The sequence below is a fragment of the Klebsiella sp. C283 genome (genome assembly GCF_048822555.1).
Taxonomy (GTDB): domain Bacteria; phylum Pseudomonadota; class Gammaproteobacteria; order Enterobacterales; family Enterobacteriaceae; genus Klebsiella; species Klebsiella quasipneumoniae.
Map to the genome: position 1 here is coordinate 290276 of NZ_JBMEZS010000006.1, position 19161 is coordinate 309436.

At 59.0% G+C, this 19161-nt stretch carries 14 protein-coding genes and 1 pseudogene; 13 read left to right on the plus strand and 2 right to left on the minus strand.

All coding sequences use genetic code 11. From position 1 onward, the window contains the following. Positions 1 to 95 precede the first annotated feature (95 nt). From ACOI7Z_RS14110 to gntU, 4 genes are all read left to right on the plus strand, one after another. Positions 96 to 791 (plus strand): pirin family protein, encoded by a 696-nt coding sequence (locus ACOI7Z_RS14110; protein WP_002920779.1) that lies wholly within the window; start codon positions 96 to 98, stop codon positions 789 to 791. A 239-nt stretch (positions 792 to 1030) separates the two neighbouring features. Continuing rightward, positions 1031 to 2026, plus strand: coding sequence for a gluconate operon transcriptional repressor GntR (gene gntR / locus ACOI7Z_RS14115; protein WP_023291217.1), 996 nt, complete (start codon positions 1031 to 1033; stop codon positions 2024 to 2026). A 180-nt stretch (positions 2027 to 2206) separates the two neighbouring features. Further along, entirely contained in the window at positions 2207 to 2737 is a 531-nt protein-coding gene (gntK, locus tag ACOI7Z_RS14120; protein WP_004202126.1) for a gluconokinase, read from the plus strand. Beyond that, positions 2737 to 4077 carry a gluconate transporter gene (gntU, locus tag ACOI7Z_RS14125; protein ID WP_004202127.1) on the plus strand — a complete coding sequence of 447 codons (1341 nt, stop codon included), beginning with the start codon at positions 2737 to 2739 and terminating at the stop codon, positions 4075 to 4077. Before gntK ends, gntU begins: the two co-directional genes overlap by 1 nt. On the opposite strand, the pseudogene ACOI7Z_RS14130 reads toward gntU, so the two are convergent. After that, positions 4074 to 4435 (minus strand): annotated as a pseudogene (locus tag ACOI7Z_RS14130) (hypothetical protein). The gene gntU and the pseudogene ACOI7Z_RS14130 sit on opposite strands and share 4 nt — an antisense overlap. A gap of 103 nt (positions 4436 to 4538) precedes the next feature. Here ACOI7Z_RS14130 and asd point away from each other — a divergent pair. From asd to glgP, 6 genes are all read left to right on the plus strand, one after another. Continuing rightward, on the plus strand, positions 4539 to 5645 hold the full coding sequence (asd, locus tag ACOI7Z_RS14135; RefSeq protein WP_023291215.1) for an aspartate-semialdehyde dehydrogenase: 1107 nt from the start codon (positions 4539 to 4541) through the stop codon (positions 5643 to 5645). A gap of 238 nt (positions 5646 to 5883) precedes the next feature. Next, entirely contained in the window at positions 5884 to 8070 is a 2187-nt protein-coding gene (glgB, locus tag ACOI7Z_RS14140) for a 1,4-alpha-glucan branching enzyme (protein WP_420702311.1), read from the plus strand. Next, entirely contained in the window at positions 8067 to 10043 is a 1977-nt protein-coding gene (gene glgX, locus ACOI7Z_RS14145; RefSeq protein ID WP_048335467.1) for a glycogen debranching protein GlgX, read from the plus strand. The genes glgB and glgX overlap by 4 nt, the downstream gene beginning before the upstream one ends. A gap of 80 nt (positions 10044 to 10123) precedes the next feature. After that, complete coding sequence (glgC, locus tag ACOI7Z_RS14150; RefSeq protein ID WP_023286919.1) at positions 10124 to 11419, plus strand: glucose-1-phosphate adenylyltransferase; 1296 nt, start codon at positions 10124 to 10126, stop codon at positions 11417 to 11419. Next, positions 11419 to 12852, plus strand: coding sequence for a glycogen synthase GlgA (gene glgA / locus ACOI7Z_RS14155; RefSeq protein ID WP_004202133.1), 1434 nt, complete (start codon positions 11419 to 11421; stop codon positions 12850 to 12852). Before glgC ends, glgA begins: the two co-directional genes overlap by 1 nt. 17 nt (positions 12853 to 12869) lie before the next feature. Next, on the plus strand, positions 12870 to 15317 hold the full coding sequence (gene glgP, locus ACOI7Z_RS14160; protein WP_023291212.1) for a glycogen phosphorylase: 2448 nt from the start codon (positions 12870 to 12872) through the stop codon (positions 15315 to 15317). A 101-nt stretch (positions 15318 to 15418) separates the two neighbouring features. Here glgP and glpD read toward each other — a convergent pair whose 3' ends face one another. Then, on the minus strand, positions 15419 to 16927 hold the full coding sequence (gene glpD, locus ACOI7Z_RS14165; RefSeq protein WP_004202136.1) for a glycerol-3-phosphate dehydrogenase: 1509 nt from the start codon (positions 16925 to 16927) through the stop codon (positions 15419 to 15421). A gap of 204 nt (positions 16928 to 17131) precedes the next feature. Between glpD and glpE the strand changes: the two genes are divergently transcribed. From glpE to ACOI7Z_RS14180, 3 genes are read left to right on the plus strand one after another with little or no spacing between them, the layout of a single operon-like run. Continuing rightward, on the plus strand, positions 17132 to 17461 hold the full coding sequence (gene glpE / locus ACOI7Z_RS14170; RefSeq protein WP_023291211.1) for a thiosulfate sulfurtransferase GlpE: 330 nt from the start codon (positions 17132 to 17134) through the stop codon (positions 17459 to 17461). 50 nt (positions 17462 to 17511) lie between these two features. Further along, on the plus strand, positions 17512 to 18342 hold the full coding sequence (glpG, locus tag ACOI7Z_RS14175) for a rhomboid family intramembrane serine protease GlpG (RefSeq protein WP_004151408.1): 831 nt from the start codon (positions 17512 to 17514) through the stop codon (positions 18340 to 18342). A 49-nt stretch (positions 18343 to 18391) separates the two neighbouring features. Next, the gene (locus tag ACOI7Z_RS14180; RefSeq protein ID WP_002920548.1) at positions 18392 to 19150 is read left to right on the plus strand and encodes a DeoR/GlpR family transcriptional regulator; all 759 of its coding nucleotides are present in this window, start codon (positions 18392 to 18394) and stop codon (positions 19148 to 19150) included. Positions 19151 to 19161 lie beyond the last annotated feature (11 nt).

A 19161-nucleotide genomic window follows, 5' to 3' on the forward strand; every position in this document is an offset into this window, starting at 1 on the left:
CATATTTTTTGAACAGAGGAGTCAATTTTCACCCTCTATGATCGTCGGCGAAATGGGTCCACACTGACTCCATCGAAAACATATGGGGGTGCAACATGATCTACTTACGCAAAGCGAACGAACGTGGCCACGCTAACCATGGCTGGCTGGATTCCTGGCATACTTTCTCTTTCGCCAACTACTACGACCCGAACTTTATGGGCTTCTCCGCCCTGCGGGTGATTAACGACGACGTCATCGACGCCGGTCAGGGCTTCGGTACCCACCCGCATAAAGATATGGAGATCCTGACCTATGTGCTGGAAGGGGCGGTGGAGCACCAGGACAGCATGGGCAACAAAGAGCAGGTGCCGGCGGGCGAGTTCCAGATCATGAGCGCGGGTACCGGGGTGCGTCACTCTGAGTACAACCCGAGCAAAACCGATCGTCTGCGTTTGTACCAGATCTGGATTATTCCGGAAGAAACCGGCATTACCCCGCGCTACGAGCAGCGCCGCTTCGACGCCGCCCAGGGCAAACAGCTGGTGCTGTCGCCGGATGCACGGGATGGCTCGCTGAAGGTCTATCAGGATATGGAGCTGTATCGCTGGGCGCTGCTGAAAGATGAGCAATCGGTTCACCAGATTGCCGCGGAACGTCGCGTCTGGATCCAGGTCGTCAAAGGCGAAGTGACCATCAACGGTACCAAAGCCACTACCAGCGATGGTCTGGCTATCTGGGACGAGCAGGCGATTTCGGTTCATGCCGACAGCGATAGCGAAATCCTGCTGTTCGATCTGCCGCCGGTTTGATCGTTATCTGAGGTCGTCTATACCCAAAATAATTCGAGTTGCAGAAAGGCGGCGACGCAGAGAATCCCCAGGAGCTTACTTAAGTAAGTGACTGGGGGTGAGCGAGGAAAGCCAACGCGCATGCAACTCGAAGTATGATAGGTATAAATAAATTGCGTAGCCTTCCCTCATGTTAGGGAAGGTTGCGCTTTGTCCGTGATAAACTGAGAAAATGTTCCCCGTTGATCACAGTCAGGACGATGAAAAAGAAAAGACCCGTACTTCAGGATGTAGCCGATCTTGTCGGCGTGACCAAAATGACGGTCAGTCGCTATTTACGCAACCCGGAGCAGGTCTCCGAAGCGCTGCGTGGCAAGATTGCCGTTGCCCTCGATGAACTGGGTTATATTCCCAATCGCGCCCCTGACATTCTCTCCAACGCCACCAGCCGCGCCATTGGCGTGCTGCTGCCATCGTTAACCAACCAGGTGTTCTCGGAAGTGCTGCGCGGGATTGAAAGCGTCACTGACGCCTTCGGCTATCAAACCATGCTGGCGCACTACGGCTACAAGCCGGAAATGGAAGAGAAACGCCTCGAATCGATGCTCTCCTGGAACATTGACGGCCTGATCCTCACCGAACGCACCCATACGCCCCGCACCCTGAAGATGATTGAAGTCGCCGGCATTCCGGTGGTGGAGCTAATGGACAGCCAGTCACCGTGCCTTGATATCGCGGTCGGTTTCGATAACTTCGAAGCGGCGCGGCAGATGACGGCGGCGATTATCGCCCGCGGCCACCGCCACGTTGCTTATCTCGGCGCGCGTCTTGATGAACGTACTATCATCAAACAGAAGGGGTACGAGCAGGCGATGCTCGATGCGGGCATGACGCCCTACAGCGTGATGGTGGAGCAGTCCTCGTCCTATTCATCCGGGATTGAGCTGATGCGCCAGGCGCGCCGCGAATACCCGCAGCTTGACGGCATCTTTTGCACCAACGATGACCTCGCGGTCGGCGCGGCCTTTGAGTGCCAGCGCCTGGGGCTGAAGATCCCGGACGACATGGCGATAGCCGGTTTCCACGGCCACGATATCGGCCAGGTGATGGAGCCGCGGCTGGCCAGCGTCCTGACCCCGCGCGAGCGGATGGGGCGCATTGGCGCCGAACGTCTGCTGGCGCGCATTCGTGGCGAAGCGATTACCCCTAAGATGTTAGATTTAGGTTTCACATTGTCACCGGGCGGATCAATTTAAACTGACAAGTTTGAAGTAGATCACACATATTCACATCTGGCACGAATGGATATTGCTTCTCCACAGGTCCGGCATGACAATGTTACCGATAACAGTTACCCGTAACAATTAACCGATACGCCGCCTTCGCGCTCAATGAGTCAGCCCCGGCGCGGCGTACCAGTCCGGTGGGAGGATGCTTTGAGCACGACTAATCATGATCACCACGTCTACGTTCTGATGGGCGTTTCCGGCAGCGGGAAATCCGCTGTCGCCAGCGAAGTGGCGCATCAGCTGCATGCCGCGTTTCTCGACGGCGACTTTCTGCATCCGCGCAGCAATATCACCAAGATGGCCTCCGGTGAGCCGCTCAACGATGACGACCGTACCCCGTGGCTGCAGGCGCTAAATGACGCCGCGTTTGCCATGCAGCGTACCAATAAGGTGTCGCTGATCGTCTGTTCGGCGCTGAAGAAGAGCTATCGCGACATTCTGCGCAAGGGCAACCCGAACCTCTCCTTCATCTACCTGAAAGGCGACTTCGAGGTGATCGAAAACCGTCTGAAGGCGCGTAAAGGGCACTTCTTCAAAACCCAAATGTTGGTGACGCAGTTTGAAACGCTGCAGGAACCAGGCGCCGACGAGAGCGATGTGCTTATCGTCGATATCGACCAGCCGCTGGAAGGCGTGGTGGCCAGCACCATTGAGGTGATCAACAAAGGCAGTCACTAGTGAGTACTTTAACGCTTGTTTTAACAGCAGTCGGCTCGGTATTGCTGCTGCTGTTTTTAGTCATGAAGGCGCGGATGCACGCCTTCGTGGCTTTGATGGTGGTTTCTATTGGCGCAGGTCTCTTCTCCGGCATGCCGCTGGATAAAATCGCGGCGACGATGGAGAAGGGGATGGGCGGTACGCTGGGCTTCCTGGCGATCGTCGTCGCGCTGGGCGCGATGTTCGGGAAGATCCTGCATGAAACGGGGGCGGTCGATCAGATTGCCGTCAAGATGCTCAAATCCTTCGGCCACAATCGCGCGCACTATGCGATTGGTCTCGCCGGCCTCATCTGCGCGCTGCCGCTGTTTTTCGAAGTGGCGATCGTGCTACTGATCAGCGTCGCCTTCTCGATGGCGCGCCATACCGGCACTAACCTCGTGAAGCTGGTGATCCCGCTGTTTGCCGGGGTGGCCGCCGCCGCGGCGTTCCTGCTGCCGGGACCGGCGCCGATGCTGCTGGCGTCGCAAATGCACGCCGACTTTGGCTGGATGATCCTGATTGGCCTGTGCGCGGCCATTCCGGGAATGATTATCGCCGGGCCGCTGTGGGGCAACTTCATCAGCCGCTACGTTGAGCTGCATATTCCTGATGACGTGACAGAGCCGCATCTCGGCGAAGGCAAAATGCCCTCCTTCGGCTTCAGTCTGTCGCTGATCCTGCTGCCGCTGGTGCTGGTAGGCCTGAAAACCATCGCCGCGCGCTTTGTGCCGGTGGGGTCGACCGCTTACGAATGGTTTGAATTTATCGGTCACCCATTCACCGCGATCCTGGTGGCCTGCCTGGTGGCGATCTACGGCCTGGCGGTACGTCAGGGGATGGCGAAAGACCGGGTGATGGAGATCTGCGGTCATGCGCTGCAGCCGGCGGGCATTATCCTGCTGGTGATCGGGGCAGGCGGCGTCTTCAAGCAGGTGCTGGTTGACTCCGGCGTCGGCCCGGCGCTGGGTGAAGCGCTGACCGGCATGGGGCTGCCGATCGCCATTACCTGCTTCGTGCTGGCGGCGGCGGTGCGTATCATCCAGGGCTCCGCCACCGTGGCGTGCCTGACGGCGGTCGGCCTGGTGATGCCGGTGATTGAGCAACTGAACTACAGCGGCGCGCAGATGGCGGCCTTGTCTATCTGTATCGCCGGCGGCTCGATTGTCGTGAGCCATGTGAACGACGCCGGCTTCTGGCTGTTCGGTAAATTTACCGGCGCCACCGAAGCCCAGACGCTGAAAACCTGGACGATGATGGAAACCATCCTCGGCACCACCGGGGCGATTGTCGGCATGATCGCCTTCCAGCTGCTGAGCTAAGTCTGTTCGCCACCCGCTCGCGGGTGGCCAAAAGCCAGGGTAACGCCGTTTACCCTGGCTTCCCGGCGATAAGCCGCGCTTTTTCCCTCTTTTCTCTTTCCGCTCCTCGCCTTTATTAGCGCTACGACGATGCTCGTATCCTTCGGCAAGCCTTGCTGCACCTGGGTTTGTTGCCTGTTTTTGGCAAGGGGGAAATCAGAGGATTTCGCGCTTAATCCATAATCAGGATCAATAAAATCGCGACGGAAAATGTTCCATTCCCTTGGTGATTTCCCCGATAATCATTGCGCTTTGACGACGACCAGCGACGGTGGACAATGTGCAGGATAAGTTGCTTTTCTGATTGTTCAGCAATCATTGATTAATTTCACTTGCGACTTTAGCTGCATTTTGTAAGGTGAGGGATAATCCAGTTGGAAACTGGTCAGGCACAAACAGCACACACCTCGCAGGAATACGTTATGAAAAATGTTGGTTTTATCGGCTGGCGCGGAATGGTCGGCTCTGTTCTCATGCAACGCATGGTTGAAGAGCGCGACTTCGACGCCATTCGCCCGGTGTTCTTCTCTACCTCCCAGCTGGGACAGCCAGCGCCGTCTTTCGGCGGTAGCACCGGTGGCACGCTCCAGGATGCGTTCGATCTGGACGCGCTGAAGGCACTGGACATTATTGTCACGTGCCAGGGCGGCGATTACACCAACGAGATTTACCCGAAGCTGCGCGAAAGCGGCTGGCAGGGTTACTGGATTGACGCTGCCTCTTCGCTGCGCATGAAGGACGATGCGATCATTATCCTCGACCCGGTTAACCAGGACGTGATCACTGCCGGCCTGAACAACGGCGTAAAAACCTTTGTCGGCGGCAACTGTACCGTCAGCCTGATGCTGATGTCCCTCGGCGGCCTGTTTGCCCAGGATCTGGTGGAGTGGGTCAGCGTGGCGACATACCAGGCGGCTTCCGGCGGCGGCGCGCGTCATATGCGCGAACTGCTGAGCCAGATGGGCCAGCTGCACAACCACGTCGCGGCAGAGCTGGCGGACCCGGCTTCCGCCATTCTGGATATCGAGCGCAAAGTGACGTCGCTGACCCGCAGCGGCGAGCTGCCGGTGGATAACTTCGGCGTACCGCTGGCGGGCAGCCTGATCCCGTGGATCGACAAACAGCTGGATAACGGCCAGAGCCGCGAAGAGTGGAAAGGCCAGGCGGAGACCAACAAGATCCTCGCCACCTCGTCCGTTATCCCGGTAGACGGCCTGTGCGTCCGCGTCGGCGCGCTGCGCTGCCACAGCCAGGCGTTCACCATCAAGCTGAAAAAAGATGTTTCTATCCCGACCGTTGAGGAGCTGCTGGCCGCGCACAACCCGTGGGCCAAAGTGGTACCGAACGATCGCGACATTACCATGCGCGAGCTGACCCCAGCCGCGGTGACTGGCACCCTGACCACCCCGGTAGGTCGCCTGCGTAAACTGAATATGGGGCCGGAGTATCTGTCGGCCTTTACCGTTGGCGACCAGCTGCTGTGGGGCGCCGCGGAGCCGCTGCGCCGGATGCTTCGCCAGCTGGCGTAAGCGCAGGATGAACAGAAAGGGGGTCTTCGAGCCCCCTTTTTTTTTGCGTAATACAAGGAGTAAACGCGGATGTTAGATTTTTCCCCACGGAGGTAACTCAGCCTTGGCTATGCTTTAAGTAAGGAATTCCTTACCTGAAGGTGGGACGGAGCAGAAGGATGCAGAAAGCGCTGCGCCGTTCAGGTCAAAAAAAGTCGCCAGTTACAGGAATGAGCGACACTTACAACAGGATGAAAGCATGTCTAATCATATCGATAGAGACGTGATTAATGCGCTAATCGCCGGTCATTTCGCGGACCCTTTTTCCGTGCTCGGCATGCACCGTACCGACGCCGGGCTGGAAGTGCGCGCATTATTACCCGATGCCACCGATGTGTGGGTTATTGAACCGAAAACCGGACGCAAAGTCGGCAAGCTCGAATGCCTCGACTCGCGTGGTTTCTTCAGCGGCGTTCTGCCGCGGCGTAAAAACGCCTTTCGCTATCAGCTGGCCGTCACCTGGCACGGGCAGCAGAATCTGATTGATGACCCTTATCGCTTTGGTCCGCTGCTGCAGGATCTTGACGTCTGGCTGCTGTCGGAAGGGACCCACCTGCGCCCTTACGAAACGCTGGGCGCGCACGCCGCCACCATGGACGGCGTCACCGGCACCCGTTTCTCGGTATGGGCGCCGAACGCCCGTCGCGTCTCGGTGGTGGGGCAGTTTAACTACTGGGACGGCCGGCGCCACCCGATGCGATTCCGCAAAGAGTCCGGCATCTGGGAACTGTTCGTCCCCGGCGCGCACAATGGCCAGCTGTATAAATTCGAGCTGATTGACGCCCACGGCCATCTGCGGGTCAAAGCCGATCCTTACGCCTTTGAATCGCAAATGCGTCCGGAAAGCGCCTCGCTTATCTGCGACCTGCCGCCTAAAGTCGAACAGCCGGCGGACCGCAAAGCGGCGAACCAGTTCGATGCCCCTGTCTCTATCTATGAAGTGCATCTTGGCTCATGGCGTCGCCATACCGACAATAATTTCTGGCTGAGCTACCGCGAGCTGGCCGACCAGCTGGTGCCCTACGCGAAATGGATGGGCTTCACCCATCTCGAGCTGCTGCCGGTTAACGAGCACCCGTTCGACGGCAGCTGGGGCTATCAACCCACCGGCCTCTATGCGCCGACCTGCCGTTTCGGCACCCGCGATGATTTCCGTTACTTTATCAACGCCGCGCACGCCGCCGGGCTAAACGTCATTCTGGACTGGGTGCCTGGCCACTTCCCGGCGGATGATTTTGCCCTTGCCTCTTTCGATGGCACCGCGCTGTATGAGCACAGCGATCCGCGCGAGGGGTATCACCAGGACTGGAATACCCTGATCTACAACTACGGACGCCGCGAAGTCAGCAACTTCCTGGTGGGAAATGCGCTGTACTGGATCGAACGCTTCGGCATCGATGCTCTGCGCGTCGACGCGGTGGCCTCGATGATCTATCGCGACTATAGCCGCAAGGCGGGGGAGTGGATCCCCAACGAATACGGCGGCCGGGAAAATCTGGAAGCCATTGAGTTTCTGCGCAACACCAACCGCATCCTTGGCGAACAGACGCCGGGCGCGGTCACCATGGCGGAAGAGTCCACCGATTTCGCCGGGGTAACCCGTCCGCCAGCCGGCGGCGGCCTCGGTTTCTGGTTCAAATGGAACCTCGGCTGGATGCACGACACCCTGGATTACATGAAACTCGATCCGGTGCACCGCCGCTACCATCACGACAAAATGACCTTCGGCATGCTCTACAACTACACCGAGAACTTTGTGCTGCCGCTCTCCCACGATGAAGTGGTGCACGGCAAAAAATCGATTCTCGACCGCATGCCGGGGGACGCCTGGCAGAAGTTCGCCAACCTGCGCGCCTACTACGGCTGGCTGTTCGCCTTCCCGGGGAAAAAGCTGCTGTTTATGGGCAATGAGTTCGCCCAGGGCCGCGAGTGGAACCATGACGGCAGCCTCGACTGGCATCTGCTGGAGGGCGGCGACAACTGGCACCACGGCGTCCAGCGGCTGGTGCGCGACCTGAACCATACCTATCGCCACCATAAGGCGCTGCACGAGCTGGACTTTGACCCGTACGGCTTCGAATGGCTGGTGGTGGATGACCACGAGCGCTCAGTGTTTGTCTTTGTGCGCCGCGACCGGGCGGGGAACGAGATTATCGTCGCCAGCAACTTCACGCCGGTGCCGCGCCACGACTACCGCTTCGGCATCAACCAGCCGGGCCGCTGGCGCGAGGCGTTGAATACCGACTCAATGCACTATCACGGCAGCAACCAGGGCAACGGCGGGGTGGTGGAAAGCGATGCCATCCCCAGCCACGGTCGCGAACATTCGCTGTCCCTGACCCTGCCGCCGCTGGCGACGATCTGGCTGGTCCGGGAGGCGCAATGACCAACCTCGCGGCAGGCAAGCCTGCGCCGTTGGGCGCCAGCTATGACGGCAAGGGGGTGAACTTCGCCCTCTTCTCCGCCCACGCGGAGCGGGTGGAGCTGTGCGTGTTCGACGAGCAGGGCAACGAGCAACGCTTCGATCTCCCGGCGCGCAGCGGCGACATCTGGCACGGCTGGCTGGCTGCCGTCGGGCCGGGCCTGCGCTACGGCTACCGGGTGCATGGCCCCTGGGATCCGGCGCAGGGACACCGCTTTAACCCGGCCAAGCTGCTGCTCGATCCCTGCGCTCACCGGGTTGAGGGCGATCTGCCGGACGACGAGCGCCTGCACGGCGGAATGTGGCAGCCGGATCATCGCGATAGCGCCGCGATAGCGCCAAAATCGCAGGTAGTGGATCTGCGTTACGACTGGCTGGGCGATAAACCGCCGCGTACCCCGTGGGGGGAAACGGTGATTTATGAAGCGCACGTGAAAGGGCTCACCCTGCTTAATCCGCAGCTGCCGGAAGCCATTCGCGGAACGTATAAGGCGCTGGGCCACCCGGTGATGATCGCTTACTTCAAATCGCTGGGCATCAGCGCCCTTGAACTGTTGCCGGTGGCGCAGTTCGCCAGCGAGCCGCGACTGCAGCGGATGGGGTTGAGCAACTACTGGGGCTACAACCCGCTGGCCTGGTTCGCGCTGGATCCGCGCTATGCCAGCGACCCGACGCGCGCCCTGGATGAGTTTCGCGATGCGGTTAAGGCGCTGCATGCCGCCGGTATCGAGGTGATTCTGGATATCGTGCTTAACCATAGCGCGGAAATCGATCTTGAAGGTCCCACCGTCTCCCTGCGCGGAATCGACAACCGTAGCTATTATTGGGTAAGGGAAGATGGCGATTATCACAACTGGACCGGGTGCGGGAATACGCTCAATCTCAGCCACCCGGGGGTAGTGGAACTGGCGCGCCAGTGTTTGCGCTTCTGGGTGGATGAGTGCCATGTCGACGGTTTTCGCTTCGATCTCGCCTCAGTGATGGGGCGGACGCCGGAATTCCGCCAGGATGCGCCGCTGTTCGAGGCTATCCGCCACGACAGCGTGCTGTCGCAGGTGAAACTGATCGCCGAACCCTGGGATATCGGCCCGGGGGGCTACCAGGTGGGCAATTTTCCCCCGCTGTTCGCCGAGTGGAACGACCATTTTCGCGATAGCGCCCGCCGCTTCTGGCTGCAGCAAAACGTCTCCCTGGGGGATTTCGCGCAACGCTTCGCGGCCTCCAGCGATCTCTTTGCCCGTGATGGCAAGCCGCCATCGGCGACGGTCAATCTGGTGACGGCCCACGATGGCTTCACGCTGCGCGACTGCGTTTGTTTCAATCAGAAACACAATGAGGCGAACGGGGAGGAGAATCGCGATGGGACTAACAATAACTACAGCAACAATCATGGTATAGAAGGATTAGAAGCTAATTTTGCGGTGATTGAACGGCGACGCGCCAGCGTGCATGCGCTGCTGACGACGCTGCTGCTGGCTCAGGGGACGCCGATGCTGCTGGCGGGCGATGAGCAGGGCCACAGCCAGCACGGCAACAATAATGCCTACTGTCAGGACAACGCCCTTACCTGGCTCGACTGGCGCCAGGCGAACCCGGGATTAACCGCCTTTACCGCGGCGCTGATCCACCTGCGTCGGCGCATTCCGGCGCTCACCCGCAACCGCTGGTGGCAGGAGGGGGATGGCAGCGTCCGCTGGCTTAATCGCCATGCCCAGCCGCTGACTGCCGGGGAGTGGCAGCAGGGGGCAGCGTGTATGCAGATCCAGTTGTCGGATCGCTGGCTGCTCACGCTGAACGCCACCGCGGAGGTGGTCGATATGGTTTTACCCGAGGGGGAATGGCGCGCCGTTCCTCCATTCGCCGGAGAGGATAATCCGGTCATCATGGCTGTCTGGCATGGGCCCGCGCACGGAGTGTGCGTATTTCAAAGGTCGTAAGCCCTGAAGCTTCCGGTTGAACCCGTGGCGGCGGCGCGGCGGGATGAGCAGGAAAGCTGGGGTGTAAAAAGGAGTTAATCATGGTTAGGCTTGAAAAAAACGATCCGCTGATGCTGGCGCGTCAATTACCTATCAAATCCGTGGCGTTGATCCTCGCGGGCGGCCGTGGCACCCGGCTTAAGGATCTCACCATTAAGCGTGCGAAACCTGCCGTTCACTTCGGCGGCAAGTTCCGTATTATCGATTTCGCATTATCTAACTGCATTAACTCAGGGATCCGCCGCATCGGCGTTATTACCCAGTATCAGTCGCACACGCTGGTGCAGCACATCCAGCGCGGCTGGTCGTTCTTCAGCGAAGAGATGAACGAGTTTGTCGATCTGCTGCCGGCCCAACAGCGCGTACACGGCGAAAACTGGTATCGCGGCACGGCGGACGCGGTGACGCAGAACCTGGACATCATCAGCCGCTACAAGGCCGAGTACGTGGTGATCCTCGCGGGCGACCATATTTATAAGCAGGACTACTCGCGCATGCTGATCGACCATGTCGAAAAAGGGGCGCGTTGCACCGTGGCCTGCATGCCGGTGCCCATTGAAGAGGCATCCGCCTTCGGCGTCATGGCGGTCGACGAAAACGAAAAAATCATTGAGTTTGTCGAGAAACCCGCCAACCCGCCGGCGATGCCGACCGACCCGACCAAATCGCTGGCCAGCATGGGCATTTATGTCTTCGACGCCGCCTATCTTTATGAGCTGCTGGAAGAAGACGATCGCAACGAGCACTCCAGCCATGATTTCGGCAAAGACATCATTCCGAAGATCACCGAAGCTGGCATGGCTTATGCACATCCTTTCCCGCTCTCCTGCGTGCAGTCCGACCCGAACGCCGAGCCGTACTGGCGCGACGTGGGGACGCTGGAGGCCTACTGGAAGGCCAACCTCGATCTGGCGTCAGTTACGCCGGAGCTGGATATGTACGACCAGAACTGGCCGATCCGTACCCATATGGAATCGCTGCCGCCGGCGAAGTTCGTGCAGGACCGTTCCGGAAGCCACGGCATGACCCTGAACTCGCTGGTCTCCGGGGGCTGCATTATCTCCGGGTCGGTGGTGGTGCAGTCGGTGCTGTTCCCGCGCGTGCGGGTGAACTCATTCTGTAACATTGATTCGGCAGTCTTGTTGCCAGATGTCTGGGTGGGGCGCTCATGCCGCCTGCGTCGCTGCGTGATTGACCGCGCCTGCGTCATCCCGGAAGGTATGGTGATTGGTGAGAACGCGGAAGAGGATGCACGCCGCTTCTATCGCTCAGAGGAAGGTATCGTGCTGGTGACCCGCGACATGCTGCGGAAATTGGGGCACAAACAGGAGCGCTAATGCAGGTCTTACATGTATGTTCTGAGATGTTCCCGCTGTTAAAGACGGGCGGTCTGGCGGACGTCATCGGCGCGCTGCCGGCGGCGCAAATCGCGGAGGGTATCGATACGCGCGTGCTGTTGCCGGCGTTTCCCGATATCCGCCGCGGCGTGGTGGATGCCCAGGTGGTGACCCGCCGGGATACGTTCGCCGGGCGGATCACGCTGCTGTACGGCCACTTTAACGGCGTGGGGATCTATCTGATAGACGCCCCGCATCTCTATGACCGGCCGGGGAGCCCTTACCACGATACCAACCAGCACGCTTATACCGACAACGTTCTGCGCTTTGCGCTGCTGGGATGGGTGGGAAGCGAAATGGCCAGCGGACTGGATCCGTTCTGGCGCCCGGATGTGGTCCATGCCCACGACTGGCACGCCGGCCTGACGCCGGCCTACCTGGCGGCGCGCGGGCGTCCGGCTAAATCGGTCTTTACCGTGCACAACCTGGCGTACCAGGGGATGTTTTACTCCTGGCATATGAATGATATCGAGCTGCCGTGGTCGTTTTACAACATGCATGGCCTCGAGTTTAACGGCCAGATCTCGTTTCTGAAGGCCGGTCTTTACTACGCCGACCATATTACGGCGGTGAGCCCGACCTACGCGCGCGAGATCACCGAGCCGCAGTACGCCTACGGCATGGAGGGGCTGCTGCGTCAGCGCCATCATGAAGGGCGGCTGTCGGGAATTCTCAACGGCGTTGACGACGGTATCTGGAGCCCGCAAAACGACCTCCTGCTGCCGATGCGCTACGATCGCGACACGCTGGAGGAGAAGGCGGAGAACAAGCGTCAGCTGCAGATCGCCATGGGCCTGAAGGTCGATGATAAAGCGCCGCTGTTTGCCGTCGTCAGCCGTCTCACCAGCCAGAAAGGGCTGGATCTGGTGCTCGAAGCGCTGCCGGGCCTGCTTGAGCAGGGCGGCCAGCTGGCGCTGCTGGGCGCTGGCGACCCGGTGCTGCAGGAAGGGTTCCTTGCCGCCGCTGCCGAACACCCGGGCAAGGTGGGGGTGCAGATTGGCTATCATGAGGCCTTCTCCCACCGCATTATGGGGGGCGCCGACGTCATTCTGGTCCCGAGCCGCTTTGAACCCTGCGGCCTGACCCAGCTGTACGGTCTGAAGTACGGTACGCTGCCGCTGGTGCGCCGCACCGGCGGGCTGGCGGACACGGTCTCTGACAGTTCGCTGGAGAACCTTGCCGATGGTCTGGCGACAGGTTTTGTCTTTGAGGACAGCAATGCGCTGTCATTGCTGCGCGCTATACGTCGCGCCTTTGTCCTCTGGTCGCGCCCATCGCTCTGGCGCTATGTGCAGCGTCAGGCGATGAATATGGATTTTAGCTGGCAGGTTGCCGCGAACTCCTATCGCGAACTTTATCAACGCTTGATGTAATCACTGGAGTCATTGTTATGAATGTACCCTTTAGCTATGCATCACCGACGCTGAGCGTTGAGGCGTTAAAACATTCTATTGCCTATAAGCTGATGTTTATCATCGGTAAAGATCCGGCCATCGCCAACAAGCATGAATGGCTTAACGCCACGCTGTTTGCCGTTCGCGATCGCATGGTGGAGCGCTGGCTGCGCTCCAACCGCGCGCAGCTCTCGCAGGAAGTGCGCCAGGTATACTATCTGTCGATGGAGTTCCTGATCGGCCGTACCCTCTCGAATGCACTGTTGTCGCTCGGCATCTATGACGATGTGAGCAGCGCGCTGGCGGAGATGGGGCTCGATCTCGAAGAGCTGATCGATGAAGAGAACGACCCCGGGCTTGGCAACGGCGGTCTGGGCCGCCTGGCGGCCTGCTTCCTTGACTCCCTGGCGGCGCTGGGGCTGCCGGGACGTGGCTACGGGATCCGCTACGACTACGGGATGTTTAAACAGAATATCGTCGATGGCCGGCAAAAAGAGTCCCCTGACTATTGGCTGGAGTATGGTAACCCGTGGGAGTTTGAGCGCCACAACACCCGCTATAAAGTGCGCTTCGGCGGCCGCATTCAGCAGGAGGGGAAGAAAACCCGCTGGATAGAGACGGAAGAGATCATTGCCGAAGCCTACGATCAGATTATCCCCGGCTTTGACACCGACGCCACCAACACGCTGCGTCTGTGGAGCGCGCAGGCCAGTAGCGAAATTAACCTCGGTAAGTTCAACCAGGGCGACTACTTCGCCGCGGTAGAGGATAAGAACCACTCCGAAAACGTCTCCCGCGTCCTCTATCCGGACGACTCGACCTACTCCGGCCGCGAGCTGCGCCTGCGCCAGGAGTATTTCCTCGTCTCGGCCACGGTGCAGGATATTCTGAACCGCCACTATCTGTTGCATAAGACCTATGACAACCTGGCGGACAAGATAGCCATCCACCTGAATGACACCCACCCGGTGCTGTCGATACCGGAGCTGATGCGCCTGCTTATCGACGAGCATAAATTCAGCTGGGACGAGGCGTTCGAGGTGACCTGTCAGGTCTTCTCCTATACCAACCATACCTTGATGAGCGAAGCGCTCGAGACCTGGCCGGTGGATATGCTGGGCAAAATTCTCCCGCGCCATCTGCAGATTATCTTTGAGATTAACGACTACTTCCTCAAGACCCTGCAGGAGCAGTATCCCAACGATACCGCGCTGCTCAGCCGGACCTCGATTATCGACGAGTCAAACGGCCGTCGCGTGCGGATGGCCTGGCTGGCGGTGGTGGTCAGCCACAAGGTCAATGGGGTGTCGGAGCTACATTCCCGATTGATGGTGGAGTCGCTGTTTGCCGAATTCGCCAAAATTTTCCCGATGCGCTTTATCAACGTGACCAACGGCGTCACGCCGCGCCGCTGGCTGGCGCTGGCCAACCCGCCGCTGTCGAAAGTGCTGGATGAGCATATCGGCCGCACCTGGCGGACCGATCTGAGCCAGCTTGACGAGCTGAAGCAGCATATCGACTATCCGACGGTCAATCAGGCAGTGCGTCAGGCTAAACTGGAAAACAAACAGCGGCTGGCCAGCTATATTGCGCAGCAGCTCAATGTGGTGGTGAATCCGAAGGCGCTGTTTGATGTGCAGATCAAACGCATTCACGAGTACAAACGCCAGCTGATGAATGTGCTGCACGTCATTACCCGCTATAACCGGATCAAAGCCGATCCGCAGGCGGAGTGGGTGCCGCGGGTGAACATTTTCGCCGGTAAGGCGGCTTCAGCCTACTACATGGCCAAGCATATTATTCACCTGATCAACGATGTGGCGGCGGTGATCAATAACGATCCGCAGATTGGCGACAAGCTGAAGGTCGTTTTTATCCCCAACTACAGCGTTAGCCTGGCGCAGCTGATCATTCCGGCGGCAGACCTGTCGGAACAGATCTCGCTCGCAGGCACGGAAGCCTCCGGCACCAGTAATATGAAGTTTGCCCTTAACGGCGCGCTGACGATCGGCACCCTCGACGGGGCGAACGTGGAGATGCAGGAGCACGTGGGCGAAGAGAATATCTTTATCTTCGGCAACACCGCGGAAGAGGTGGAGGAGCTGCGTCGCAGCGGCTATAAACCGCGCGAATATTACGAGCAGGATGAAGAGCTTCACCAGGCGCTGACGCAGATCGGTACCGGCGTTTTCAGCCCGGCGGAACCGGGGCGCTACCGCGACCTGCTGGATTCGCTGATTAACTTTGGCGACCACTACCAGGTGCTGGCGGACTATCGTAGCTATGTGGACTGCCAGGATCGCGTCGACGAGCTGTATCAACATCCGGAAGAGTGGGCCTACAAGGCGATGCTGAATATTGCCAATATGGGCTACTTCTCTTCCGATCGGACGATCCAGGAGTACGCGAAATATATCTGGCATATCGACCCGGTAAGGCTGTAAGCCAGTCAAGGCAACACAACGGGGCCATTTGGCCCCGTTGTTTCATTATTGCGGTTGGATCCGGCCTCAGGCGTTTCCCCAGGCCCGCGCAGGCGGGCGCGTTAAGACGCTAACGACAACTCAGACTTTCCCGCATGCTGCGCCAGCCATTCGCTGATGCGCGCCTGCTGCTCGCCATTCAGCCACATGCCCTGTTTGGTTCGACGCCAGATGGCGTCATCCAGGCTGCGCACCCATTCATGCTCAACCAGATACTTCAGCTCGGCTTCATAAAACTCATGGCCGAAATCTTCCCCCAGATCGCTCAGGGCGCTGGCTTCCTTCAGGATCCACTCGCTGTTGCTCCCGTAGGTGCGGGCATAATGGCGGGCCAGTGATTCACTGATGAACGGGAAGCGACGGCGCAGTTTTGCCGCGTAGTCGTCGCGGTCGCCGCCGATATCGCCGCCTGGGAGCACCGCGGTTTTGGTCCATGCCGGGCCGATCCCTTTGTAATAGGGGGTCAGTTTTTCCAGCGCATGCTCGGCCAGTTTGCGATAGGTGGTCAGCTTCCCGCCGAAGACGGAGAGCAGCGGCGCCTGGCCGTTCTCATCGTGAATATCCAGCGTGTAGTCGCGGGTGATCGCCTGCGGTGAATCCGACTCGTCGTCGCACAGCGGACGGACGCCGGAGTAGGTCCAGACGATATCGTCCCGGCTGAGGGTCTTTTTAAAGTGCGCGTTATAGACGTTCAGCAGGTAATTAATCTCTTTATCATCAATGGCCACCGCTTTCGGATCGCCCTTATACTCGACGTCCGTCGTGCCGATGATGGAGAACTCATCCATCCACGGGATAACAAACACAATACGTTTATCTTCGTTTTGCAGAATGTAGGCCTGCTTCTGGGTATGCACCCGCGGCACCACGATGTGGCTGCCCTTGATCAGGCGAATACCGTAAGGCGAGCGGAGATGCATCCCTTCGTCGAAGAACTGTTTGACCCATGGACCGGTGGCATTGACCAGACCGCGCGCCTTCCAGGTAAACTTCTCGCCGCTATCGATATCTTCCGCTTCCACCACCCACAGGCCGTTCTCCCGTTTTGCCGAGATGGCGCGAGTGCGGGTCCGCACCTCGCCGCCTTTGCGGACGACCATCTGCGCGTTGGCCAGCACCAGGCGGGCATCGTCGACCCAGCAGTCGGAATATTCGAAACCGCGCACAATTTCCGGCTTAAGTACCGATTCTGCGCCAAAACGCAAGCCGGTGGATCCCGGCAGACTGGTGCGTTTGCCCAGATGATCGTACATAAACAAGCCGATGCGGATCATCCATGCCGGACGCAGATGCGGGCGATGCGGGAGACGAAAGCGCATCGGGAAGGCGATATGCGGGGCCATTTTTAACAGCACTTCGCGTTCGGCCAGCGCTTCGCTGACCAGGCGGAACTCATAGTGTTCGAGGTAGCGTAGCCCGCCGTGGATCAGTTTGGAACTGGCGCTGGAGGTGGCGCAGGCGAGATCGCGCGCTTCCAGCATCAGTACGGATAAACCACGCCCGGCGGCATCTGCCGCGATACCGGCACCGTTGATGCCTCCGCCTATCACAATCAGATCTTTGGTTTCCACGTTCTTACCCTCTCACACTTTCGTTTAAGCTCACAAATGCTCGATATCGCTCACTATAGCAAACAAACGCGCTTTTGGTAACATCAAAAAAACATTTTGGAGTGATGGGTGTAACATATTGGCGTTTCTTTACCGCCTGACGGTACACTACAGGGTAAAATTGGGCCGGCCACTGCCCGTCATGACGAGAAAGAGAAGAGAACCATGGAACAGTTTGAATGTATCAACGTTGAAGAAGCGCACCAGAAACTGCATCAGCAGACGGCGGTTTTGGTCGATATCCGCGATCCGCAAAGCTATGCGATGGGCCATACGCCGGGCGCGTTTCATCTGACCAACGATACCCTGGGCGCGTTTATGCGTGACAACGACTTTGACACGGCGGTGATGGTGATGTGCTATCACGGCAACAGCAGCAAGGGCGCCGCGCAGTATCTGCTGCAGCAGGGGTTTGATAAGGTCTACAGCGTTGACGGCGGGTTCGACGCCTGGCATCGCCATTTCCCGGCGGAAGTGGCGCACGGGACGTTTTAACGACTGGCAGGTATACTATCTCCCTTTGTGTGGAATAAGCGATTCGCTGCATGTTAATGATTACCTCTTTTGCCAACCCGCGCGTGGCCCAGGCGTTTGTCGATTATATGGCGACGCAGGGGATTATCCTGACTATCCAGCAGCACACCCAGAGCGACGTCTGGCTGGCTGATGAGAGTCAGGCCGGGCGCGTCAGGGCTGAGCTGGCGCGTTTTCTCGAAAACCCGGCGGACCCGCGCTATCTGGCGGCGAGCTGGCAGTCCGGACAGACCAACAGCGGGTTGCGCTATCAGCGCTTTCCTTTCTTTGCCACGCTGCGGCATAACGCCGGCCCGTTCACCTGGGCGATTCTGCTGATCTGCATCGCGGTGTTCATCCTGCAAAATCTGCTGGGCGATCAGCCGGTGATGATTTGGCTGGCCTGGCCCTACGATCCTTCGCTGCAGTTCGAAGCCTGGCGCTATTTCAGCCATGCTTTCATGCATTTCTCGCTGATGCATATTCTCTTCAACCTGCTATGGTGGTGGTATCTCGGCGGCGCGGTGGAAAAGCGCATCGGCAGCGGCAAGCTGGTGGTGATCACCGTCATCAGCGCCCTGCTGAGCGGCTTTGTGCAGCACCAGTTTAGCGGCCCGTGGTTTGGCGGGCTGTCGGGCGTGGTTTACGCGCTGATGGGCTATGTCTGGCTGCGGGGCGAGCGCGATCCGCAGAGCGGTATTTATCTGCAGCGCGGGTTGATACTCTTCTCTTTAGTGTGGTTAATTGCTGGCTGGTTTGACGTTTTCGGCATGGCGATCGCCAACGGCGCGCACGTGGCTGGTCTGGCGACCGGCCTGGCGATGGCGTTTGTCGATACCTTGCATGGGCGAAAACGCGCATAAAGACTTACCGACAGGGGTCGGGTAGGCGACATTTTTCCAGGGATATTTCATGAAACAAACACAACGTCATGACGCCATTATCGAGCTGGTAAAAAAACAGGGTTACGTCAGCACGGAAGAGCTGGTTGAGCAGTTCGCGGTCAGCCCGCAGACCATCCGCCGCGACCTGAACGATTTAGCCGAACAGAAAATGATCCTCCGTCATCACGGCGGCGCGGCGCTGCCCTCCAGCTCGGTGAACACCTCCTGGCACGATCGCAAAGCGACCCAGACGGCGGAGAAAGAGCGTATCGCCCGGCGGGTGGCCAGCGAGATCCCGGACGGGGCGACGCTGTTTATCGATATCGGCACCACGCCGGAAGCGGTGGCGCACGCCCTGCTCGATCACAACGATTTGCGGATTGTGACCAATAACCTGAACGTCGCCAACACGCTGATGGTGAAAGAGGACTTCCGCATTATTCTCGCCGGCGGCGAACTGCGCAGCCGCGATGGCGGGATCATCGGGGAAGCCACCCTCGACTTTATCTCGCAGTTCCGTCTCGACTTCGGCATTCTCGGCATCAGCGGCGTCGACAGCGATGGCTCGCTGCTGGAGTTTGATTATCATGAAGTGCGCACCAAGCGCGCGATTATTGAGAATTCACGCCACGTGATGCTGGTGGTGGATCATACCAAGTTTGGCCGTAACGCGATGGTCAACATGGGCAGCATCAGCATGGTCGATGCGGTCTATACCGATGTGCTGCCCCCAGCGGGCGTGCTCAAGGTCATCACCGATAACAACCTCCAGCTCGAGCTGTGCTAAGCGACAACGGC